General features: G+C 54.2%; 19 protein-coding genes and 1 pseudogene. 13 read left to right on the forward strand and 7 right to left on the reverse strand.

The genetic code is table 11. From position 1 onward, the window contains the following. Positions 1–365: 365 nt before the first annotated feature. The 7 genes from KO503_RS03575 to KO503_RS03605 all read left to right on the forward strand — a co-directional run bounded on the left by KO503_RS03575 (position 366) and on the right by KO503_RS03605 (position 6,647). On the forward strand, positions 366–1,274 hold the full coding sequence (locus KO503_RS03575) for a LysR family transcriptional regulator (RefSeq protein ID WP_215990203.1): 909 nt from the start codon (positions 366–368) through the stop codon (positions 1,272–1,274). 255 nt (positions 1,275–1,529) lie between these two features. Beyond that, on the forward strand, positions 1,530–2,516 hold the full coding sequence (locus KO503_RS03580; RefSeq protein WP_215990204.1) for an isopenicillin N synthase family dioxygenase: 987 nt from the start codon (positions 1,530–1,532) through the stop codon (positions 2,514–2,516). Next, positions 2,503–3,300: an alpha/beta fold hydrolase gene (locus KO503_RS03585; protein WP_215990205.1), complete on the forward strand. Its 798-nt coding sequence runs from the start codon at positions 2,503–2,505 to the stop codon at positions 3,298–3,300. The genes KO503_RS03580 and KO503_RS03585 overlap by 14 nt, the downstream gene beginning before the upstream one ends. A 58-nt stretch (positions 3,301–3,358) precedes the next feature. After that, positions 3,359–4,336, forward strand: coding sequence for an ABC transporter substrate-binding protein (locus KO503_RS03590; protein WP_215990206.1), 978 nt, complete (start codon positions 3,359–3,361; stop codon positions 4,334–4,336). Between the two features lie 61 nt (positions 4,337–4,397). Then, the gene (locus KO503_RS03595; protein ID WP_215990207.1) at positions 4,398–5,231 is read left to right on the forward strand and encodes an ABC transporter ATP-binding protein; all 834 of its coding nucleotides are present in this window, start codon (positions 4,398–4,400) and stop codon (positions 5,229–5,231) included. Next, positions 5,228–6,127, forward strand: a complete 900-nt coding sequence (locus KO503_RS03600; protein WP_215990208.1) for an ABC transporter permease — start codon at positions 5,228–5,230, stop codon at positions 6,125–6,127. Before KO503_RS03595 ends, KO503_RS03600 begins: the two co-directional genes overlap by 4 nt. 1 nt (position 6,128) lies before the next feature. After that, positions 6,129–6,647, forward strand: coding sequence for a nucleoside deaminase (locus KO503_RS03605; protein WP_215990209.1), 519 nt, complete (start codon positions 6,129–6,131; stop codon positions 6,645–6,647). Positions 6,648–7,125: 478 nt separating this feature from the next. Here the strand turns inward: KO503_RS03605 and KO503_RS03610 are convergent, their stop codons facing one another. The 4 genes and pseudogenes from KO503_RS03610 to KO503_RS03625 form a co-directional block, all read right to left on the reverse strand. Continuing rightward, on the reverse strand, positions 7,126–8,169 hold the full coding sequence (locus KO503_RS03610) for an IS110 family transposase (protein WP_215990210.1): 1,044 nt from the start codon (positions 8,167–8,169) through the stop codon (positions 7,126–7,128). A gap of 124 nt (positions 8,170–8,293) precedes the next feature. Next, positions 8,294–10,033: a recombinase family protein gene (locus tag KO503_RS03615; protein WP_215990211.1), complete on the reverse strand. Its 1,740-nt coding sequence runs from the start codon at positions 10,031–10,033 to the stop codon at positions 8,294–8,296. A gap of 4 nt (positions 10,034–10,037) precedes the next feature. Then, entirely contained in the window at positions 10,038–10,229 is a 192-nt protein-coding gene (locus tag KO503_RS03620; protein ID WP_215990212.1) for a hypothetical protein, read from the reverse strand. Positions 10,230–11,168: 939 nt separating this feature from the next. Next, positions 11,169–11,576, reverse strand: a pseudogene (locus KO503_RS03625) (hypothetical protein); the annotation flags it as partial. Between the two features lie 364 nt (positions 11,577–11,940). Between KO503_RS03625 and KO503_RS03630 the strand changes: the two are divergent. The 6 genes from KO503_RS03630 to KO503_RS03655 all read left to right on the forward strand — a co-directional run bounded on the left by KO503_RS03630 (position 11,941) and on the right by KO503_RS03655 (position 17,692). Then, entirely contained in the window at positions 11,941–13,200 is a 1,260-nt protein-coding gene (locus KO503_RS03630; RefSeq protein ID WP_215942384.1) for an ABC transporter substrate-binding protein, read from the forward strand. 70 nt (positions 13,201–13,270) lie between these two features. Then, on the forward strand, positions 13,271–14,140 hold the full coding sequence (locus KO503_RS03635) for a carbohydrate ABC transporter permease (protein ID WP_215990213.1): 870 nt from the start codon (positions 13,271–13,273) through the stop codon (positions 14,138–14,140). Then, on the forward strand, positions 14,130–14,939 hold the full coding sequence (locus tag KO503_RS03640; protein ID WP_215990214.1) for a carbohydrate ABC transporter permease: 810 nt from the start codon (positions 14,130–14,132) through the stop codon (positions 14,937–14,939). The genes KO503_RS03635 and KO503_RS03640 overlap by 11 nt, the downstream gene beginning before the upstream one ends. A gap of 20 nt (positions 14,940–14,959) precedes the next feature. Beyond that, entirely contained in the window at positions 14,960–15,709 is a 750-nt protein-coding gene (locus KO503_RS03645) for a glycerophosphodiester phosphodiesterase family protein (protein WP_215990215.1), read from the forward strand. Next, a complete protein-coding gene (locus KO503_RS03650; protein ID WP_215990216.1) occupies positions 15,706–16,785 on the forward strand; it encodes an ABC transporter ATP-binding protein in 1,080 nt (359 codons plus the stop codon). The genes KO503_RS03645 and KO503_RS03650 overlap by 4 nt, the downstream gene beginning before the upstream one ends. A gap of 25 nt (positions 16,786–16,810) precedes the next feature. Next, a complete protein-coding gene (locus KO503_RS03655; RefSeq protein WP_215990217.1) occupies positions 16,811–17,692 on the forward strand; it encodes a MurR/RpiR family transcriptional regulator in 882 nt (293 codons plus the stop codon). A 362-nt stretch (positions 17,693–18,054) separates the two neighbouring features. Here KO503_RS03655 and KO503_RS03660 read toward each other — a convergent pair whose 3' ends face one another. The 3 genes from KO503_RS03660 to KO503_RS03670 all read right to left on the reverse strand — a co-directional run bounded on the left by KO503_RS03660 (position 18,055) and on the right by KO503_RS03670 (position 22,840). Beyond that, positions 18,055–19,764: a recombinase family protein gene (locus KO503_RS03660; protein ID WP_215990218.1), complete on the reverse strand. Its 1,710-nt coding sequence runs from the start codon at positions 19,762–19,764 to the stop codon at positions 18,055–18,057. A 4-nt stretch (positions 19,765–19,768) separates the two neighbouring features. Continuing rightward, positions 19,769–19,960: a hypothetical protein gene (locus tag KO503_RS03665; protein WP_215990219.1), complete on the reverse strand. Its 192-nt coding sequence runs from the start codon at positions 19,958–19,960 to the stop codon at positions 19,769–19,771. A gap of 747 nt (positions 19,961–20,707) precedes the next feature. Further along, complete coding sequence (locus tag KO503_RS03670) at positions 20,708–22,840, reverse strand: AAA family ATPase (protein WP_215990220.1); 2,133 nt, start codon at positions 22,838–22,840, stop codon at positions 20,708–20,710. Positions 22,841–22,899 lie beyond the last annotated feature (59 nt).

Raw genomic sequence — 22,899 nt, forward strand, 5'->3', positions numbered from 1 at the left:
GATTGCAACGCGGGACAAAACTTCCATTGAGTTGAGCCATTCAAAAGGACGGCCCTTTGCGGGCTTTCGTGCAATGCTCGCCAAGCTGTGTTAGGATTTTTGGAAGAGTCATTCGTTGCCCGCGCAAGTCAAGCTTGTTCCCCAAAATCGGGATTGCAAGATAGTGCCTCCGCTGCGTCTGACGGGGAGGGGCAGGCTTGGCCGCAATGTTGGGCACAGCCGTCCGGTCAAGTCACCTTTAGAGATCACGGGAATGACCGAAATTTTGCGCGACCAATATGGATTGATATGTTCGTTCCAATCGGTTCTTCTGTATGGGCATGCCATTTCCCGAATATCCGGCATCACCAATTGAGGTCACAGCAATGAGAATCCACGCGCCTGCGATCCTGTATTTCGATGCTGTCCGTCGCGCGGGATCAATTCGCGAAGGTGCGCGGCAACTGAACGTCGCATCTTCCGCCGTTAACCGGCAAATCCTCAAACTGGAGGATGAAATTGGCGTGGCGCTTTTCGAAAGGCGTTCGGATGGGGTTGTCCTGACAACCGCAGGCGAGATGCTGGCGCGTCACGTCATCGTGGTGCTGCAAGATCTGGAGCGCGCCAAATCTGATATTGCCGCACTGCGGGGCGCGCGGGTTGGTCATGTCACCGTCGCCGCTGTCGAAGGGGTGTCCGCAGCACTTTTGCCCAAGGTCATCGGACGACTGAACGTCGTTGCGCCTCGGATCAGGGTGACTGCTCTGACGATGGGCTCGCGTGACATTCCCGATGCGATTGAAGACGGGACCGCTGATGTCGGAATTGCGTTTTCAATCGGGAAAAGCCCGAGGATCCGGCAGGTCCATATGGCGAAATTCAAGTTGGGTGCGATCATGGCACCGACACATCCACTGGTAGACCGTGAAACTGTCAGCATTTTGGCTTGTACTGACTATCCTTTGGTTTGGGCCGGCGCGAGCCTGTCGATCGCCCCCATATTGGAACTCCATTTGCAAAGCCAGGGCCGAGCAATCGAGCCTGCTGTCATCACCGACTCGATCGACCTGATGCGGCAACTCACCTTGTCGCCACCAATGATCGGTTTTCAGTCTCCGATCGGCTTGGAGGACCTGATTGCCGAAGGCAAGATTCGGCATATTCCATTGGAAACTGCTCGAGGGCCGATTTGGTCCGAGCTGGGCGTCTATGTTCGTGCGGGGCGGTCGTTACCGGCGGCGATTGACCTTTTCCTCCAAGTTTTGATCGCCGAGTTGCAAGACAAAGGCGATTAGTAAAACTTCTAAGGCACTGATATTTTTAACTATCGTTAGAATTGTCAGATTTACGTCGTCCGTAGCGCTGGAGCAGATTTGGAAAGCGCTTCTCAAGGTCTCGCAAAGACTCCTACAACCTAAAGCACGACGCTCAAAACGTGCGGCGCCCAATAGTGATGCCGTTTCGGCACCGCTATGAGCGATATTTTGTTCTTTTTAGGTCGCTTAAGGTCGCGGTAGCATCGTTCCAGATACTGGTTAGGAGAAATCAAAATGACCCAACAGACACTCACAGCCGCTCGTGTCGAAGCGGCCAGTTTGCCGATTATTGACGTGGCCGATCTGTCTTCAAGCGATCCAAGCAAACGAGCTGCGGTCGGCGCTGCACTTCGAGCGGCCTGCCTCGACAAAGGTTTTTTTTACTGCAGTGGGCATGGCATTCCGCAGGGTCTTATCGACGCTGCGTTCCAAGAGGCCCGTGCGCTGTTCGACCTGCCCGATGCCGACAAGGACCTTCTGGACAAGTCCAACTCAAACTGTAATCGCGGCTATGAAACGTTGGGCGGCCAGACCTTGGAAACTGGTGCAATGCCTGACCGCAAAGAGGGCTATTACATCGGTGTTGAACTGCCGGAAAACGATCCGCGCGTTGTGGAAGGTCGCTTTAATCGCGGACCCAACATCTGGCCCTCCGACCTCGCCGGTTTTCAGCCGACGATGCAGGCCTATTACGCGGCGCTCTCGGTGCTGGGTGAAACTTTGATGCGCGGCATCGCATTGTCGCTTGACCTGCCGGAAGACACCTTTGCCCCTTATTGCCAAGACCATCTTGCAACGCTGCGCCTGCTGCACTATCCGCCCGCCCGCCCCTATGCACCGGACGAACGTGGCGCAGGCGCGCATACCGATTTCGGCGGGTTGACGATCCTGATGCAGGACGACAATGGCGGGTTGCAGGTTTTCGATGCGGCGTCCGATGGGTGGATCCACGCCGATCCTGTCCCTGGCACGTTCGTGGTCAACCTCGGCGACATGATCGCGCGCTGGACCAATGATCGGTATCGCTCGACCTTGCATCGGGTCATGAACACTTCTGGCCGAGAGCGGTATTCAATCCCGTTCTTCTACGTCGGCAATCCTGACTACGAAGTGAAGTGTATTCCGACCTGCCTCGAACCCGGTGAGAGCCCTAAATACGACACCATCACCGTCGAAGGGCACCTCAACTCAATGTACAAGAAAACTTATGTCAGTAAGTGATCCTGTCGTTCTCATCCACGGCGCGTGGCAAGGTAGCTGGTCGTGGGATATCCTACGGCCGATGCTCGAATCCCAGAATTTTGATGTCATACCTGTCGATCTGCCGGGCAATGGCGCGGACGGATCAAATCCGGCTGCGACCACATTCGAAGGCTGTCTCGACTATCTCGACGACATCATTTCTGATTTCAAACGTGTCAGCGTTGTCGGCCATTCTGGGGGCGGTGTGTTTGCATCGGCTCTGGCAGAACGCAACTCAAAGGTGACCCGTATCGCATATGTCGCGGGCATGATGCTTCCTGCGGACCGAACCTTTGCCGATGTTCGCGCCGAGGGTTTGGAGGGGGACGACTCTCTGCCTGGTGTCGCGCCTTTTCTTGAGTGGAGCGCGGATGGGAAGGTATCGACAGTCCCGCGTCACATCGCAAAAGCGATCTTCCTGAGCGATTGTCCAGCAGATGTGGCACATGCCGCCAGCGCCAAACTAACACCACAGGGGGATGCAGCACGTTCGATCAGTCTGACTTCGGTGGATCGCGTCACATCGCTACCGAGGTTCTACATTGAAGCGATCGAGGACCTTTCGTTGCCGATCGTGGTGCAACGCCACATGCAGGCGCTCATGCCGGGTGCGTTGATTGCAGATCTTCCAACTGGTCACGTTCCACAGGTGTCTGCGCCAAATCTTTTAGCCGATCTTCTGGTCCCTTTCCTGAAGGGGATGAGGGACGCGGAAGCCCTGGAACCTCTTCGGCCTCTTCAACACACCGCCAGCCTCACCTGATCGCGGAGCCCAAATCGTCAAACGCCCATCAAACGTCAAACCTGTAACGGAGAAACACATGTCTAAACTAAATTCACTTATCCTATCGTCCGGACTGATCATTGCGGCTGCGACGGCCCACGCGGATGATGCTGTCAATTTCATGATCGACTGGCTGCCCGCTGGCGACAAAGCCGTCGTCTACTATGGCGTCCAGAGCGGGATCTTTGAAGACGCCGGGCTCGACGTCTCAATCCTCGTGGGAAAGGGATCCTCAGACGTGGTAACCAAACTTGCCACCGGCACTGCTGATGTTGGCTCAGGGGGGCTGTCGGCCCTGCTGCAAGCGGTCGCTACGGACAATGTTCCAGTTAAGGCTGTCTTGTCATTCTACAGCATTCAGCCGGACGCCATTTTCACCACCGAAGGGTCAGGTATTGAAAGCATTGCCGATCTCGTCGGCAAAGACGTGGGTACTGCGACATTCTCGTCTTCCAACGTCGTTTGGCCGCTGTTGCTCGAAGCCAACGGGTTGGCTCCGGATGCGATCGTTCCCACAAAGATTGATCCCGGCGCGCTGGCTCCAATGCTTGCCACGGGGCAAATGGATGCAACGATTAACTGGTCAACCGTGTCACCCGCCTTTGACAACGTCTTAGCTGAGACGGGCGAGACATTGAAAGTCCTGCCGTGGTCCGAATTTGGATATACCGGTTATGGTTTGTCGATCTTTGCTTCGGATACGATGATTGACGAGCGGCCCGAGGTCTTATCCCGGTTCGTGACAGCCTACATGGAGGCGACTGAGGCGGCGATTGCTGATCCCGCAGGGGCCGCAGCGGCTCTGAAGCAAATGGTGCCTGAAGTTGACGAAGCGCAGGCTGAGGAACAATGGACAGTTTCGATTCCGTTGATTGAAAACTCTATCAGCGACGAGAATGGCAAGGGCCGTTTTGAGCCAGAGCTGCTTGCGACTACGTGGGACTGGGTTGCCAGATCGCAAGGGATGGATCCCGCATCTATGGACCCAAGCAGTGCCGTCGCCGTCGTCGAGTGACGCACAAAATCCATCCGTCTCGAACGCCCTGCCCGTCGGCAGGGCACTTCGGCAGGACCACATGCCTACTATTAAAACCGGAGAGAAGCCAACGATGCAGAATCCACCAGCCATACATTTCAACGGAATCGAGCAGGTTTTCAAAGGCGCAGGCAGCGCTCCGATCCATGCCCTCACGGCACTCGACTTTACGGTTGGCCGTCACGAATTCGTTTCGGTCCTCGGGCCATCAGGGTGCGGCAAGTCGACATTGCTGCGTCTGCTGGCTGGGTTAATCCAGCCATCTGCGGGGCAGGTTGAGGTGTTCGGCAATCCGGTGACAACGCCGCGCGATGACGTGGGCATCGTCTTTCAAAAACCGACCCTGCTCCCGTGGTTATCCGTCATCGACAATGTGACCTTTCCGATAAAGCACAAACAAGGCCGGGTGGGCGAAGCACATCGCAAACGCGGGTACGAGATGCTCGACCTCGTCAGGCTCGGTGATTTCGCCGATAAGCAGATCGATGAGCTTTCCGGAGGGATGCAGCAGCGCGTCGGTATCGCGCGGGCCTTGCTGCTGGACCCTGATATCCTGCTTATGGACGAACCGTTCAGCGCTCTGGATGCCCTGTCGCGTGACGAAATGAGCCTTGAGCTGCTGCGGATCTGGCACGAAAGACCAAAGACGGTTCTATTCATTACCCATTCCATCCCCGAAGCACTTCTCTTGTCAGACCGGATCATCGTGTTGAGCGAACGCCCGGGCACTGTACGCGACGACATCATCGTTCCATTTGATCGTCCAAGAAGCCTTGAGACGATGGCCGATCCCCGGTTCAACGAAATGGCAAACAGCATCCGGCGGCGGTTATTCTCTCATCCGGTTAACGCAGCAGCCGGAGGCATGGCATGACAATGGTTACGGAACACTCTGGCGGCAATACCCAGCCGAGCCCTGAGCCTTCATCTGTCGGCGATCAAGCACGCGCAGCCCAGCTGAAAGCTCTGATCGAGCCCTCGGCACCCACGGGATTACAAAAGGTCATCACCATCCTCGACCGCTTCACGCCCTTTTTGATATTTGTAGCGGTTCTGGTCGTCTGGCAGGCCGCGACTTGGATTTTCTCGATCCCGACATTTCTACTTCCCCCGCCAACACTTATCGTGACCGCTGGATTCGCGGTCGAACCTGCAATCTGGGGGAACCATATTTGGGCGACCTTCCGGGTGGCGACAATCGGCTTTGCAGCCTCAATCCTGATCGGAATTCCGCTCGCCATTGCTCTGGCCAATTCGCGTTTCCTCACTCGGACTCTTTATCCCGTGTTGATTGTCATCCAGTCCACACCCGTCGTGGCAGTCGCGCCGATCATTGTCGTGACACTGGGAGCAGGAGATTTGCCACGCGTCGTTATCACGTTTCTGATTACGTTCTTCCCGATCGTCGTTTCAACAACCACGGGGCTGATGGCGACGCCTGAGGAACTGATCGAACTGTCCCGTTCCTTGCGTGCAGGCAAGTCACGTGAGATCACCCAGATCCGGCTGCCGTTTGCGCTGCCTTATATCTTCTCGGCGCTCAAAATATCGGTCACGCTGTCGATTATTGGCGCGGTCGTCGCCGAATTCGTGGCCGCCAATTCCGGGCTTGGGTATTTCATTGGCCTTTCGACGTCGTTCTTTAAGATACCGCAGGCCTTTGCCGGGTTGATCGTTCTGGTTCTGCTCAGCCTGCTGATGTTTCGCACTGTGGTTTGGATTCAGACTCGGTGCGCGCCTTGGTCTCTCCCTAAATCCGAAAGGCACTAACATGACCGCCGATATTCATATCTTCGATGACACCCGAGATGAAGAATTCATGCATTTGGCAATTGGCGTCGCAGCCAAATCGCGTGAGGCGGGCGACCATCCCTTTGGCGCCATTCTTGTGGGCCCCGATGGCGCGGTGCTGATAGAACAGGGCAACGCCTTTTCCGCGCACGGCAGCGATATGACGGCCCATGCCGAACGGGTCTTGGCAACCCGCGCATCGCAGACCTATTCGGCAAAGTTCCTCAACTCCTGCACAATGTTCACCTCGGCTGAACCCTGCGCGATGTGCGCAGGTGCGGCCTATTGGGCCGGCATCGGCCGGATTGTCTATGGACAGTCCGAAGCGGCTCTGAAGGACCTGACAGGTGATCACTCGGAGAATCCGACGCTTGATATGCCCTGCCGCGAGGTTTTGGCCTCCGGCCAACGCGTGGTGGTGGTCAAGGGGCCCTTCTTGGCTGACGAGGCATCAAAGCTTCAGGAAGGTTTTTGGATGACTGCGGATCGAGGCCTCTGAACCTTTCTGATCCATGCCTGCATTGCCAAATAGCCGTAATAAGTGCCAATAGACGTCGTAAAAGAAGATAACAATTGCACCCTTTTGAATTCTCGGGAGGCTCTTTTGCGCCCGCAGAGAACGTCCCTTTCCGCCCAAGGTGCGTTGCATCGCCGTTGTAGCATTTAAAAAGCAGCCGTTGGCACACTTGAAGCCAATGGCGGTGTTAGTCCGCACAACAGAACTCCACGGGAACTACAGCGAAGGTTCTCTATCTGCGGCCCTAAATTCAAGGGTGTATTTCAGTCTCATCGGGCTCATGGTTCACTTCGAGGTCGGCGATGCCGCCTCATTATGGCGTCGGGGACTGGTGCCTCATAAAGGTCCGGTGCGAGGTCGCCTGAGTTCAGGCGCTTCGACATTCGACAGCGAGGTCATCCGGCCACCGTCCCGGTGGGACATCTTTACACCCGGACGGGCGTATTCTGGTTGGGCTATCTCATACGGGCAGCTTCTCCTTGGTCCATGCAAAGGTTGTGCCGTCGCGCCAAATACGGGTCATGATGACGGCCAGTTTTCTGGCGGTCGCAACAATGGCTTTTTTCATACCTCTGCGTGCCACAAGCCGCATGGCCCAAACTTTGAGCGGCGAGAAGCGCAACACACGTTGGATCAGGATGTTAGCCGCCTCATAAAGCAGTTTGCGCATGGCCCCATCCCCGCGTTTTGAGATGCGCCCCGACCAATCCGTTTCGCCGGATTGATATCGTCTCGGGGTCAGGCCCAAGTACGCCCCAACATCGGTCGCTCTGCGAAATCGTGCGACATCGTCAATTGTTGCGATGAAGTTGAGGCTGACGATGGGGCCTACCCTAGGGATGCTGGTCAGTCGCCGCGCCAGAGGATCGTCTTTTGCCAAACGCTGCACCTTGGCATCAATCGCGGTGGTCTCAAGACAGACGGTTTCATGCACGGCAATCGGTGAAGCGAAGATCATTTCCAAGCTTGGAATGCCTTTGATGGCCATCCCGAGCTGATCGCGGAAACTCTTCCTGCTGTAGCCTGCATTGACCGGCCCAAGCCGGATCCCATAAGCTTTCAGAAGACCCCGCACTTGCCCTTCGATGTCCATCCGGATGCGGATCAATCGTTCTCGTGATGATAGTATGAGACGCAATTGATCGCTTGCCTCACTTTTTACGTGCACTTCAGCATACCAGCCAGTGCGGGCCAGTTGCGCCAGCCCGACAGCATCTGATTTGTCAGATTTATTCATCCGCGCGGACAATACTTTGTGGGCAGCCCGCGCATCAATGCAGACAACTGGAGCACCTCGTTTGACCAACTCCCTTGTCAACCAAATCGATAGTGGACCAGACTCGTGCACGATTTTTTCCACATCATCGGCCTCAGCAGTGATGATGCGCACAATCTCATCAGGGTTTGTCACACACGTTCCCTCGAATAGGACCGCACCTGCATCATCCACAATGCAAAGCGCACATTCCTTTTGGGCGACATCAATTCCAACGTAGCGTTTCATGGTACTTCTCCTCTGGCTTCAGGGTTTCTCCATCAACAATAGCGATGTTTGAAACCTCACAAGCGGGATTCGCCGCAGATACGCCATGTCTGGTTTCCGCCCTTGTTGCCAAAGCCCATTGTATTTAGTCGTTACGGCGTAGGGTGTGGATGGGTTGGTTTTTGTAGGTCTTATACAAAGGCAAGTATTTATCAATTCGAGCTCCCGCAACCAACGTAATCGCCCCCAAACCCGCACATGATGCGGGTTTTGTCGTTTTTGCGCCCCCCAATGCCAGAATGCCCGCCAATTCTCCAACGAGTTCAATGCGATGCCCGTTTGGTGCGGTCTCGTCGGGCAGCATCCGTATCGCAGAAACCAGCCCCCGCAGCGCTTCTGTCGCCTCTGTCTTGAGTGCAGGGTCTTGCAGGGCTGACGACAGATTGCGGATCTTACGCTGATAAGCCTGTGACAGGCTTGGGTGCAAGCGCAGGGTCGGAGGTTCAGGGCTTTGCTCAAGGAGGCTTTCCAGGGACTGCTTCTCGCGTTCCAGCTCTGCGATGCGGTCCTTCATGCTCGGTTGATACATCCCGTCCTCAATTGCTGTCATGATGCCGTTGATCTTTTTATCGATTTTGGCGAGATCGCTACGGGCCTGCCCGCGCTCCGCAGTTGCGCCTGCTGCGTTTTGATTGAAGACGCGGTGGTATTCTTCCACGAAGGCTTCCAGCAGTTTGGGGTGGAGCAGGCTGTCGTGCAGGCCGGTGAGCACGCGGTCTTCGACCGCCTCGCGGGTGATGGTGGCACGGTTGGTGCAGATTGTGTCGCCTTTGTTGCGCGCACCTGAGCAGCCGTAGCGCGTTTTGTTGATCAAGGTATAGCTCGAGCCACAGCAGTCGCATTTGAGCAATCCTGAACACAGATAGCTCGGACGCCGCGCATTCTCGGGGCGGGTGCGGGCATTTTGGATTCCAGCGGGGTTCATATCTTTGCGCACGGCAGCTTGGCGGGCTTTAACGCGGTCCCATAGAGCGTCATCGATAATTTGCAGGTGCGGCACGGCGACAACGACCTTTTGATCGGGCGGGTTCAGGCGAGCTTGGCGTTTTTGCTGTTCTGGGTCTTTGATGAAGTGTTGGCGATCCCAAACCAAATTGCCGATATAGAGCTCGTTGTTGAGAATACCGGTGCCGCGTTTCCAGTTGCCCATGATTGTAGAGGGCCCCCATGTGCCTGCGCCTTTCCCTGTGCCTGTGGTGATGCCATCAGCGTTCAAGCCTGCCGCAATCGTGCGCGCCGAATGGCCGGCATCATATTCTTTGAAAATACGTTCAACGACAGCGGCCTGATCGGGATCAATGTCACGTTCACCCGTGACGGGGGTGCCATCCTCGTTAAAGGCGCGTCTGACGCGGTAGCCATAGCTGATCCCGCCTGCAGATTTACCTTTGCGCACACGGCCCTCAAGACCGCGGTGTGTTTTGGCCGCGAGGTCTTTTAAGAACATCGCGGACAATACACCGTTAATGCCGATATGCATCTCGCTCACATCGCCTTGCGATACCGTCACGATACGAATGCCTCGATATTGCATTTGCTTTAAGAAGCCAGAAATGTGTTCTTGGTCACGGCTGATACGATCGAGGCTTTCTGCCACAACCACGTCGAAAAGGCCGTTGCGGGCATCTTCGAGGAGGTTTTGGTAGCCTGGCCTTTGTAGGGATGCGCCGGAAATCGCCGCATCGGAATAGTCATTCGTCGCGGTCCAGCCGCGATCTGCAATCAGCCTGTGGCAGATGCGTTGTTGATCCTCAATTGAGGCATCCGATTGCATGTCTGTCGAATACCGGGCGTAGGTGACAACGCGAAGAGGTTGGTCGGTCATGATATTACTCCTCCGAAGGTGTGTTTTGTTGGGCTGCGATATCGGCCATTGCTGTTTGCCGCGCCAACAGGCGCACGATTGTGATCAGGCTGGGATGAGGGTCGGCGGGCGAGCCGCCAGAAGACACAGCGGCAGCGACGGGCGGCACTTCTGCCACCTCCTTGTCGCTTGCGTGTGTCTTTTGGTCCCGTGCCATTGGCCGAGGTCTCCCGCCCGTTCCGGCGCTGCGCCGGACGGTTTAAAGTGATGTATTTGAAGCCGGAGATGTGTCCGGCGGTGTGGGTATCACTATACTGCATCGGGGACCTCATGGGGGGCGCTAAGCGACTGAAACTATGCGCTGAATGTCGGAATGTTGTGGATAACTGGCGTGTCGAAAAACTTTACCTCACTTTCGAAGCATTAAAATAGCTATAAAAAATCAACTCTTAAAAAGCTGGAAAAAATCCGGATTTTATCTGTCTGCTCTAAAACTTAAAAAACTAAAAATCTCTCGTCTGCCTGTTTGTAAAAAACCGAAAAAAATCATCTGTTCTTTTTAAGACGAAACCCAAAAACTGGAAAAATCCTTCAAAAACCGAGAAACTGAAAAACAAACAAACCAAAATAACGCGCACCATAAAATGACCCAGACGCTGATCCTATCTTTTCTATGTGAACTGCCTTTTTGATTTGTTTGCCTTCTTTATGCACCTTTCTCCCCCCAGCCTTGGCGGTTCGCGCGGGATTTGATGTGGCGCGGTGATCTGTGCGCAGGTCTGCGTCTTGACGCTGACGGGCGTGACGTCGCGCAACCAAGGCTCGATCTCAGCGGCGCGCATTGAGCGGTGGTGCAGGAGTTCGCCAGCCAAGGCTTCGAGCTGATCGCGATAGTCTGCGAGCAGTTTGGTTGCGCGTTGCTCTGCGTGGTCCAAACGGTGGCGCACACGGTCGCGAAGTCTGGGTGTGGCGCGCAGGGCCTCATGTGGTTTGGCGTGCCAAACAGGACCTGCTGGTCTTGCCACGGTTTAGTTCCGGTCTCTTTCGAGCAATGTTTGCTATGAAGGAGATTAAGAATGGCAACGAGATACACACTCGAGTTTCGGCGTGATGCAGTGTGGATCTGTCACGCTTTTGTGCCGCTCCGAGTGCTCGTTTAGGCCACCTTCCGTTCGAAAGCGAAAGAGCTTTTCCAGCCCAATGCTGAATGACGGCGGCGTGGATTTACGCGGCCGTTGATGTATTCGAAGATCGCCATCTCAGCCTTCCGCCGCGTCTCCCAAGGATGCCGCCAGATAAGTTCAGCTTTGATCACTGCCTGTCAGGGTATTGCGCAGCAATGTCCCGAGAAGACATTTCTGGTTTGGAGCAATATTGAACTTATGAACGCTATCGGTTGTAACCTTGTGTTTACGGGTCCGTACGACAGATATGCCGTTCTGATGCAGTGACGAGGGTTCCGCAAATGATCTGGGGGATCATTTGCCAGAGGGACACGGCCAACACGACGATGCCCCACATTCAAACCAATCTCTTTCAACTCTTCGGTCATACGAGGGCGGCCACTCTCGGGACATTGCTGCGCATAACCCTGCCGTGCAGTGGATAGTCAGTCTCCTTTGATAGAATTTACTGCAGCCAAGGAGAGATGTTCGTGCAAAGTCGCCATGCGATGATGTAAAGGCTGTACCCTCAGCAATTTGACAGACCAGCTGCATGACGGGGTACCGCATACCTTTTCCGTTGCATCCAACCGTTGAAATTCATTTGGCCTTAATGGCAATCATTGCTCGTAAAAGGGCGCAGCTATTCTGCGCTAAGCCATGTTTGTTGCCTATTTTTCACGTGTTATTATTAATATCGTTACAATGACTGCCTATTTCGTACCTTAACGAAACTGCAATTAGTATTGCAAAATGGGTGTTAAAATGATTGCACATATCAAGAATATTACAAGCGCAGGGCTGCTGGCTTTGCTGGGGTCAACGACTTTAGCCGCGGCGGATGTGACCGTTGAATTCTGGCACAGTTTTGGTGGATCTTCTGGTGATGCGCTGAACCGTATCATTGAAAACTTTGAAGCGGAAAACGCAGATATCAAAATTGATGCGCAAGAGATCGGCAACTACAACGACATCGTCACGAAACTTCAAGCGGCGATCCCTGCGCGGCGCGCGCCTGATGCGGTGATCATGGAAGTCACACGATACGGTTTGTTCGCGGACCGCGGTGTGTTGAAAGATTTGACAGCCTATGTTGACGCAGATCCGCTTAAAGATGATCTGTTCAACTTCGCGCGCGAAGTCGGCGTGTATGAAGGCAAAAACTACATTGTACCGTTCAATTCCTCGACGCCAGTTTTGTATTTCAACAAAGCGATTTTCCAACAAGCTGGCCTTGACGAAAACACACCTTTGAACACGTATGATGACCTGTTGGCTGCGGCGAAACAGATCACAGAAACGCTTGGCGATGAAGGTATTTCTGGCATCGCCGCTCCTGGGCAATTTGCGCGCTGGGGTCTGGTCATGGACAATGACAGCGACCTGATCGATAGCGTTTCTGGCGATATTTTGCTCGACGCACCAAATACGATCGAAGCCTATGAATTTATGGCGTCGCTGGTGCATGAGCACAAGGTTGCTTCGCCCGATGGTGTGACCAAAGAAAACAACGGTCGTGATGCATTCTTGGCTGGAAAAGTTGGTATGATGATCAACTCGACTGGCAACTACGGGCGCTCGACGTCAGCTTTGGGTGACGATTTGGCTGTCGTGCCGATGCCGTGCAATAAGGTCTGCGCCGTGCCAATCGGCGGGGCAGGGATCGGTATTTTGTCTACATCTGAACAAGAGGTTCAAGACGCGGCATATAAGTTCATCAGCTTTGCTGCCTCTCCTGAATCCAATGCATTGTGGTTCTCAGAGACGGGTTACATGCCGATCAATAAAAATACCGCAGGGCAACCTCTTGCGATAGAAGCGTTGGCTGAAAAGCCCGGCATCGATGTGGCCATCAACCAACTTGATGTTGCACGCGGACGCCCCCGTCCTCCGGTCGTGACATGGATGCGCGCCTCTGAATATGATCTATGGCAAGCTATGGCGTTGGGCCAACGCGAAGTCCCAGACGTCTTGAACGAGTTTGCTGAACGCACACGCGCAGAAGCTGAACGTCTTAAAAAATAAGCCGTAACTTAACAAACAAACGAGGCTCCAATGCGTTGGGGCCTCGTTTCATGATTTGGAAGGCCACTTTATGTTACGCCGTATGACGCCCTATCTTTTTGTGCTGCCGCTGCTCGGATTTATCGCGGTGTTCACCTATATCCCGATCGTTCAAAGCATGAACCTTAGCCTGCGCGAATGGGACTTTCTATCGCCGACCAAACCTTACGTGGGGTTTGATAATTATCGCCTGCTTTTGGACAGTCGAGAATTTTGGAACGCTCTGCGCGTGACGGCGATCTTTGCGATTATATCGGTGCCGCTGCGTTTGCTTTTGGCACTGTTCATCGCCAATCAACTTTTGCGTGAAACTTTGGTGTCGCGCTTGATGCGAGGCGCGCTGTTTTTGCCATCTGTCACGTCGACCGTTGCCATCGGCGTGGTGTTTTCTTGGGTCTTTTCGACAGATTACGGCATGATGAATGCGCTGTTGTCGAGCTTTGGTCTGCCAAAAGTGGCATGGTTGCAAGAGCCGCATGTTGCCTTGTGGGTGTTGATCTTTGTCAATACCTGGAAGCAACTTGGCTACGACATCATTATTTACATCGCGGGCCTGCAAGCAATTGCGCCTGAACTGTATGACGCAGCGGCTGTTGATGGGGGGCGCAAGGCCCATGTCTTTCGTCGCATCACGGTGCCGCTTGTGATGCCGACAACGTATTTCTTGCTGATGATTTCAGTGATCGAAGCTTTTCAAGTTTTCACCATAGTTGACGTCATGACCAAAGGCGGGCCTGCGGGGGCGACGGATATGTTGGTCAATATGTTGTACCGCGTGGGGTTCAATCTGTTCGACATCGGTGTGGGATCTGCCTTGGCAGTGTTGCTATTCGCATTCCTTATCACATTGGCGGTGGTCAAATCCCGCGTTATTGGGCGAAAGGTACATTATGAAGCCTGAAAATCCATTTTTGGCTGTCCTTGCGCTGGCCGCTGGTCTGCTGTTTTTGTCGCCTGTTTTGTATTCCATCTGGATGTCGTTTCAGACGGCTGATGCATACTACACGGGCAATATAGAGTTTACCTTTCACAACTATGAGATGGCGATCGGACAATATAATTTTGCGCGCTATCTGGTGAATTCGGTGATCGTGTCCGGACTTGTGACGCTCATTGGTTTGGCAGTCGCTACCTGTGCCGCGTTTGCCTTTGCGCGCTATACATTTCCGGGAAGCAATCTGTTGTTTGGGGCTGTCGTGGCGACATTGATGATCCCAAGTCATATCACTTTGATCCCGAACTATCTAACGCTGGCCAAGGCGGGTCTGCTGGATACCTATGCGGGATTGGTTTTGCCCGCGGTGTCTAATGGATTTGCGGCCTTTTTCTTGCGCCAATATATTCGCGGCATCCCGCGCGCGCTGGATGAAGCGGCGTATATGGATGGGGCATCGCCTTTGAAGGTGCTGTGGCGGGTGATCATTCCGCTGTCAAAGCCCGCAATCCTGTCAATGGGGCTCTATATTTTTATCTCGGAGTGGAACAATTATATTTGGCCGCTTGTCGCGATTGGGCGCGAAGATCTTTACACATTGCAGATCGGTTTGGCACGCCTGTACCGCGTGAATCCGGGCGAAGATATCATCGATTGGCCGCTGGTTATGGCGGCCTCAACCATCACCATTTTACCCGTTCTTGTTGGTTTCATCTTGGTCGAACGTCATTTGATACGCGGCATGATGATGGGAGCCGTAAAATGACGCACATTAGGATTAGTAATATGACACGCATTGCATCGCATCGTGGTGGCACGCTGGAGTATGGTGACAGCACGCCTTTTGGGTTTCGTGCAACGGCGTCCCTGCCGCTGGAGGAGGTCGAGTTTGACCTGCACCCTAGCAAAGATGGTGCTATCATGGTGCATCATGACCCGACACTTGATCGCACAACAGATCGCACTGGGGCGCTAAACGCCCTTACTGAGGCCGAAATTCGTGCCGCAACCATCGACTATGGCATTGATGAACATCCCATATCGCTCAAAGAGCTTTGCGCGTTATATCAGCAGAGTTCGGTAAATTTCAGGTGTGAATTTAAGCCAGATCGAAACGGCGCGCCTTATGAGAATTTTGTGCCAAAAGTAATCACGGAGCTGTCTCACAACGCCATGTTAGAACGTACAGTTTTCTCGTCCTTTTTGATTGCCAACCTTGATGAGATCAAGCGCCACACAGCGCGTCCTTGTCTGTGGCTTGTCAGCCCAGCAGTGCAGAAACAATTGGGGGTGGCGACAGTGATTGACGTGGCAAAACAGCATGACATCCCTGAGATTGGATTGAACATCGATCACGTCAGTGAAGATGTGATGATGCAGGTGACAGACGCTGGTTTAAACTTTGGGTGTTGGGCCGCACATACGGAACCCCAGATCAGAAAAGCGTTGGCTCTGCGAGCCAAAGTGTTCACAACAGACCGCCCCAATCTGGCGATTGCGGTGCGCAAAGCATTTATGCAAGAGGCAGCCCAATGAGCGCGATCACTTTGAAAGACATTCGTAAATCCTATGCGGGCGGGCCACAGATTTTACATGGCGTATCCATGGATATCCAGCACGGCGAATTCATTGTTATCGTTGGTCCTTCGGGATGCGGAAAGTCCACGTTGTTGCGGCTATTGGCGGGGCTTGACCCCTGTGAGCAAGGTGAACTTTTGATTGATGGCAAACGGGCGAATGACCTGCCGCCACAAGATCGGGACATCGGGATGATCTTTCAAAACTATGCGCTGTATCCGCATATGACGGTTTTGGAAAATATCGCTTTTGGATTAGAACTGCGCAAAGTGCCAAAAGTGGAACGCCTAAAACGAGCTCGATCTGTGGCTGAAACATTGCAGCTTACATCGTATCTGGATCGCAAGCCGGGCGCGCTGTCTGGAGGGCAACGCCAGCGAGTTGCAATGGGGCGTGCAATGGCGCGTGATTGTTCGACGTTCTTAATGGATGAGCCTTTGTCAAATCTGGACAATGCACTACGGGTTGCCATGCGCACTGAAATTAAAGACTTGCACCGTCAACTTGGGGCGACGATCATCTATGTGACTCACGATCAAACCGAGGCTTTATCATTGGCTGATCGTGTCGCGGTGATGAAGGACGGACATCTACAGCAATTCGATACACCAGATATGATTTACGATCAGCCGGTCAATCGCTTTGTTGCTGGCTTTTTAGGCTCGCCTGCCATGAATTTTGTTCCCGCTGACTGTATCGATGATTGGGGGGGCGAGCGTAATATCGATGTTGGGTTCCGGCCTGAGGCTTTGAGCTTAAATCGCAGTCCTGTCAGTGGACCTTCTATCACTGCGCGCGTCGTTTTGACCGAAATGACAGGGGCGACTTTCATCGTACACTGCGAAAGTGAAGCTGGCCGACTGTCAGCCGTTGTGGCGCGAGGCGAAGAATTGCCGCATGAAGGGGATACCATATGGCTGTCATTAGATCCTTCGCAAGCACTGTGCTTTGATGCTATATCTGGGGTTAGATTAGACCTTCCAGTGATGCATCACTCTCAGATGCCCAAAACGCATGTAAAAGAGACTGCCTGATGTTCCGCAGCGGTGAAATTCATTTATGATTGATCGACATAATCCCCCCACGGACCTCTCTCAACTTATCACTCAGCATTTTGGAAAGTTAACGGATGCTGATACGCGCCTTCTTAAGGTTTTAACCAGCGACCCGATCCGCGGGGCATTCGAAAATAGTACCGAAGTGGCGTCGCGGGCAGGGGTGCATCCCGCATCGGCTATGCGCCTTGCGCGGCGTTTGGGGTTCAAAGGCTATCCTGAATTTCGAACCTTTATGCAAACCAGCTTGATGGGGGGGCAAGATGAGTTTGCAGATCCGACAGCGCGGATCGCTGCACGACTTGCGCGCGCGGGTGAGGGGGGGCTGCTGTCATCGCTTATCGACAGTGAAGTGTCTGCTCTTGAACATTTACGCGATACCGTGACCGATGCGCAAATCCGCGTTTTTTCTGAGGTTCTTTACAATGCACGGCGCATTTTTACAGTTGGAACAAGCCATGGAACGGCACTCGCAAAATTGATTGCATTGCGTCTTCGGCGTTCTGGCTACGAGGCAATTGATTTGGGCAGCGTAGAACAGCAACAGGTAGAATGGGTTTACACGATGGGGCCCCGTGATGTTCTGTTCTTGAGCTGCTTTCGTGGCACCACAACGCAGCTCAAACACCTTACAGATTTAGCCGGTGAGCGTGATGCCGCGTGCCTCATCCTTTGTGATGTTGAAGATACTCGCATAAAGGGGGCTAAAAATAGTCAGATATGCGTCTCGCGAGGGGGGGCAGGGGAATCCCAGTCTTTGGTCGTTCCTATGACCATAGCCAACACAATCATCCTTGATCTTGCAAGCATCGATGCCGGAAAAACCATGCGGTCTTTAAATACTTTCAAGCGGGTGAGAGAAGACCTTAATCGCGTGATAAAATAGGATTGCATGAGATGTTCGCAGTTTATTGAGCTTTTTCCATTTAACTTCTGGCTTGAGCTGATAAACAAACAAGCATGCGACCTCGCCGATGTTGGCCATATGAGCACCTTCGTTCGCCCAACCGGGCTATCGTCAATCGTAATCGCGGTTGTCGTCGTTCGAGGTGGCTTGCCTACACCAAGCGCATATTCACAAAGGCAGGCGGGAAAAAAGGGAAATCGGCACCTTAATCGACTGCTTTTAGATTATTCATAGTAAAACCTCGCAACAGCGGTGAACTTTCGCTTTCCGCGCTTTATAGCGAGGAATATAGTGCTTTTGGCTTTTGGCTTTTGGCTTTTGCGAGCTCGGGCTCAGGCGTGCTAACTTGTGGGAGTTTTATACAAAGGCAAGTATTTATCAAGTCGAGCTCCCGCAACCATCGTAATCGACCCCAAACCCGCACATGATGCGGGTTTTGTCGTTTTTGCGTCCCCCAATGCCAGAATGCCCGCCAATTCTCCAACGAGTTCAATGCGATGCCCGTTTGGTGCGGTCTCGTCGGGCAGCATCCGTATCGCAGAAACCAGCCCCCGCAGCGCTTCGGTCGCCTCTGTCTTGAGTGCAGGGTCTTGCAGGGCTGACGACAGATTGCGGATCTTACGCTGGTAAGCCTGTGACAGGCTCGGATGCAAGCGCAGGGTCGGAGGCTCAGGGCTTTGCTCAAGGAGGCTTTCCAGGGACTGCTTCTCGCGTTCCAGCTCTGCGATGCGGTCCTTCATGCTAGGTTGATACATCCCGTCCTCAATTGCTGTCATGATGCCGTTGATCTTTTTATCGATTTTGGCGAGATCGCTACGGGCCTGCCCGCGCTCCGCAGTTGCGCCTGCTGCGTTTTGATTGAAAACGCGGTGGTATTCTTCCACGAAGGCTTCCAGCAGTTTGGGGTGGAGCAGGCTGTCGTGCAGGCCGGTGAGCACGCGGTCTTCGATCGCCTCGCGGGTGATGGTGGCACGGTTGCTGCAGATTGTGTCGCCTTTGTTGCGCGCACCTGAGCAGCCGTAGCGCGTTTTGTTGATCAAGGTATAGCTCGAGCCACAGCAGTCGCATTTGAGCAATCCTGAACACAGATAGCTCGGACGCCGCGCATTCTCGGGGCGGGTGCGGGCATTTTGGATTCCAGCGGGGTTCATATCTTTGCGCACCGCAGCTTGGCGGGCTTTAACGCGGTCCCATAGAGCGTCATCGATAATTTGCAGATGCGGCACGGCGACAACGACCTTTTGATCGGACGGGTTCAGGCGAGCTTGGCGTTTTTGCTGTTCTGGGTCTTTGATGAAGTGTTGGCGATCCCAAACCAAATTGCCGATATAGAGCTCGTTGTTGAGAATACCGGTGCCGCGTTTCCAGTTGCCCATGATTGTAGAGGGCCCCCATGTGCCTGCGCCTTTCCCTGTGCCTGTGGTGATGCCATCAGCGTTCAAGCCTGCCGCAATCGTGCGCGCCGAATGGCCGGCATCATATTCTTTGAAAATACGCTCAACGACAGCGGCCTGATCGGGATCAATGTCACGTTCACCCGTGACGGGGGTGCCATCCTCGTTAAAGGCGCGTCTGACGCGGTAGCCATAGCTGATCCCGCCTGCGGATTTACCTTTGCGCACACGCCCCTCAAGACCGCGGTGTGTTTTGGCCGCGAGGTCTTTTAAGAACATCGCGGACAATACACCGTTAATGCCGATATGCATCTCGCTCACATCGCCTTGCGATACCGTCACGATACGAATGCCTCGATATTGCATTTGTTTGAAAAAGCCAGAAATGTGTTCTTGGTCACGGCTGATACGATCGAGGCTTTCTGCCACAACCACGTCGAAAAGGCCGTTGCGGGCATCTTCGAGGAGGTTTTGGTAGCCTGGCCTTTGTAGGGATGCGCCGGAAATCGCCGCATCGGAATAGTCATTCGTCGCGCTCCAGCCGCGATCTGCAATCAGCCTGTGGCAGATGCGTTGTTGATCCTCAATTGAGGCATCCGATTGCATGTCTGTCGAATACCGGGCGTAGGTGACAACGCGAAGAGGTTGGTCGGTCATGATATTACTCCTCCGAAGGTGTGTTTTGTTGGGCTGCGATATCGGCCATTGCTGTTTGCCGAGCCAGCAGGCGCACGATTTTGATCAGGCTGGGATGAGGCTCGGCGTGCGAGCTGCCAGAAGACACAGGGGCAGCGACGGGCGGCGCTTCTGCCACCTCCTTGTCGCTTGCGTGTCTCTTTTGGTCCCGTGCCATTGGCCGAGGTCTCCCGCCCGTTCCGGCGCTGCGCCGGACGGTTTAAAGTGATGTATTTGAAGCCGGAGATGTGTCCGGCGGTGTGGGTATCACTATACTGCATCGGGGACCTCATGGGGGGCGCTAAGAGACTGAAACTATGCGCTGAATGTCGGAATGTTGTGGATAACTGGCGTGTCGAAAAACTTTATCTATTATTCTGCAACACTGTTGATGCATAAAAATAGCTATAAAAAATCAACTCTTAAAAAGCTGGAAAAAAACCCGGATTTTATCTGTCTGCTCTAAAACTTAAAAAACCAAAAAATCTCTCATCTGTTTGTTTGTAAAAAACCGAAAAAAATTATCCGTTCTTTTTAAGATGAAAATCAAAAACTGAAAAAGCCTTCAGAAACCGAGAAACTGAAAAACAAACAAACCAAAATAACGCGGACCATCAAATGACCCAGATGCTGATCCTGTCTTTTCTATGATGCTCGTTATTTTGATTGTCTGTCTTTGGCCTCCCGCACTTAACCGCTCAATAGACAACCGGAATGCGTGATCCGTCGATAGGGTTGGCAAATTGAGGCTTGGTTGACTTGAAGTATCTATTGTGGCGTTCCTTTTTTATATTGCGACCAACAGACAGTATAATGTGGATCATTCCTTTGTTTTTAAGGGCAGCCTTTTGGGATTGGTGTGTGTCATTTATCTGGTTGGGGGCATCGTATTTTGCCTTTTTGATCTGTCTGTCTTTGGCCTTTCTCACCCCAGCCTTGGCGGTTCACGCGGGGGTTGATGTGGCGCGTTGATCTGTGCGCTGGTCTGCGTCTTGACGCTGAGGGGCGTGACCTCGCGCAGCAAAGGCTCGATCTCAGCGGCGCGCATTGAGCGGTGGTGCAGGAGTTCGCCAGCCAAGGCTTCCAATGGATCGCGATGTTCTGCGAGCAGTTTGGTTGCGCGTTGCTCTGCGTGGTCCAAACGGTGGCGCACACGGTCACGAAGTCTAGGTGTGGCGCGCAGGGTCTCATTTGGTTTGGCGTGCCAAACAGGACCTGCCTCTCCAAGGCCCAAGGTGGTCTCGATCTGAATGGCGGCCTTTGTGGCCAGCGCCAAATCCGAGGTGTCAGAGCCGCCAGCCCCAGCCGAGATGTCGCCCAAGACCAAGCGTTCTGCTGCGCGGCCTGCCAAAGAATAGGCGATCTGGGCCTCAAAATCCGCCAGCAGGCTCTCGTTTTGATTGAACTGGCAGGCCACTTGGCCGCCATCCGGTGAGATCCGCAGGCTGGTGACGGCGCCCAAGTTCAAAGCGGATGCGACGATCGCATGGCCAGCCTCGTGGATGGCAATTCGCCAGAGCAGGTTTTGGTTCTCAGGGCTCGCGTCGATGTTGAGATGATCTTGCAGCATCGCCAGTGAGAGCATCGTCTCGCTGTGGCGCGCATCAGACCGTGCCGCACGGATTGCGGCATCAATCTCAGCAGCGCTTTTGCCGACAGAGCCCCGCGCAAGGGCCTGCAGGTCGGCATCGGCAATCTCATCGCGCAGATGCTGGCGCAGGATCACCAAGAGGCTCTCAGTGTCGGGCAGGGGCATCGCCACCTTGAGATCCATCCGTCCAGCGCGCAGCACGGCGGGGTCGATCTTGTCCGCGCGATTGGTGGTGCCAACCAGAATGACACCTGCGTCGTGCGAGATCGCATCCAGCGCTGCAAGGAACGCATTGATTACTTGTAAGCGATAGCCTGAGCCATGGCTGTCGTCGTCATTGCGCGTGCCAACAGCATCGATCTCATCGATGATCAGGACACAGGGTGCTTTGCGGCGGGCTTCTGCAAAGCTGCCGCGCATCTCGCGCAGCATGTCGCCCAAGTGCCCCGCCGCTTGCCATGCGCCAAAGCTGGCGCTGACAACGGATAAGCCAGCGCTGTTGCCAATGGCGCGGGCGAGATAGGTTTTGCCGGTGCCGGGCGGGCCGTAAAGCAAGAGCGAGCGGCTGATCTCGTGCCAGCTTGCTTTGCCTGCTTTCCAAAGCTGCAGATCATCGACAATCCGGCGGGCCGCCGACAGGGCGGGGCTCTCGCCGCTCATATCCTCCAAACGCGGGCCAGAAGTATTAGCATCGCGTTTGGTGACAGCACTCAGCTGTGCCAAAGCCGCCTGCAGGTTCTTCGCACGCAGCGTGGCACAGGTGGTGACCGTGTCGAGATCGCAGAGGATCTCATCGTTCGGAAGTGCTGCGCATAAGGCGGTGGGATCAGAGATGTGATGCGAGAGATGGCCGGATTGCAAAAATGTGGTCAGGATATCGCCAGAGATCCGCGCCATTGGAAAGGTGGGCATTGTGGGCGAGGTGATCGCGGTCACATGTTTGGGCAGCGAGATGCCATCGGCTTGCAAGGCCAACACCGGCTGGATCATGTCAAAGCTGTCGGTCAGCGCGGTGTGAAAGCGGGCTTGCGCGTTCTTTATAAGTGCGCCCTCAGCGACGTCCGGCGCGATCACCTGCCACTGGTCTTGTGCGAAACAAATGCGCAAGACGTCTTTGAGCGTCGCAAGATCTGCGAGGTCGATATCGCGGATCACGGTGAGCGCGCCGCAGGTCTGCGCCGCAGTGATGACCGATGGTGATTTGAGGCTGGCGGCCAGACGAATGGCGGTCAGAACCTGACGGGCGGGCACGTGGCGGGGCGGCACTGTGCTGGCGGACAGTGAACTGTCTGGCGCAAAGCAATCGATGCCGTCGCCTGCATCGAAACGCGCGAAGAGCGTATCGAGTTCAGAGGGCGTGAGGTCTTCATCGGAATGACGCGCCACGCCGTGATGGCGGCGCAGGCGCTCGATCAACGTATAGGCAAAGTCGGTCCATACGGGTGTTTGGGTCTGTGATTTGGGCATAGAGAAGCCCTCCCTGTGAGAGAGTGTGAGGCAGCGCCCCCGAGCGATCTGCTCGGAGG

This window comes from Pacificibacter marinus (assembly GCF_018860505.1).
In the GTDB taxonomy this organism is placed as follows: domain Bacteria; phylum Pseudomonadota; class Alphaproteobacteria; order Rhodobacterales; family Rhodobacteraceae; genus Celeribacter; species Celeribacter marinus_B.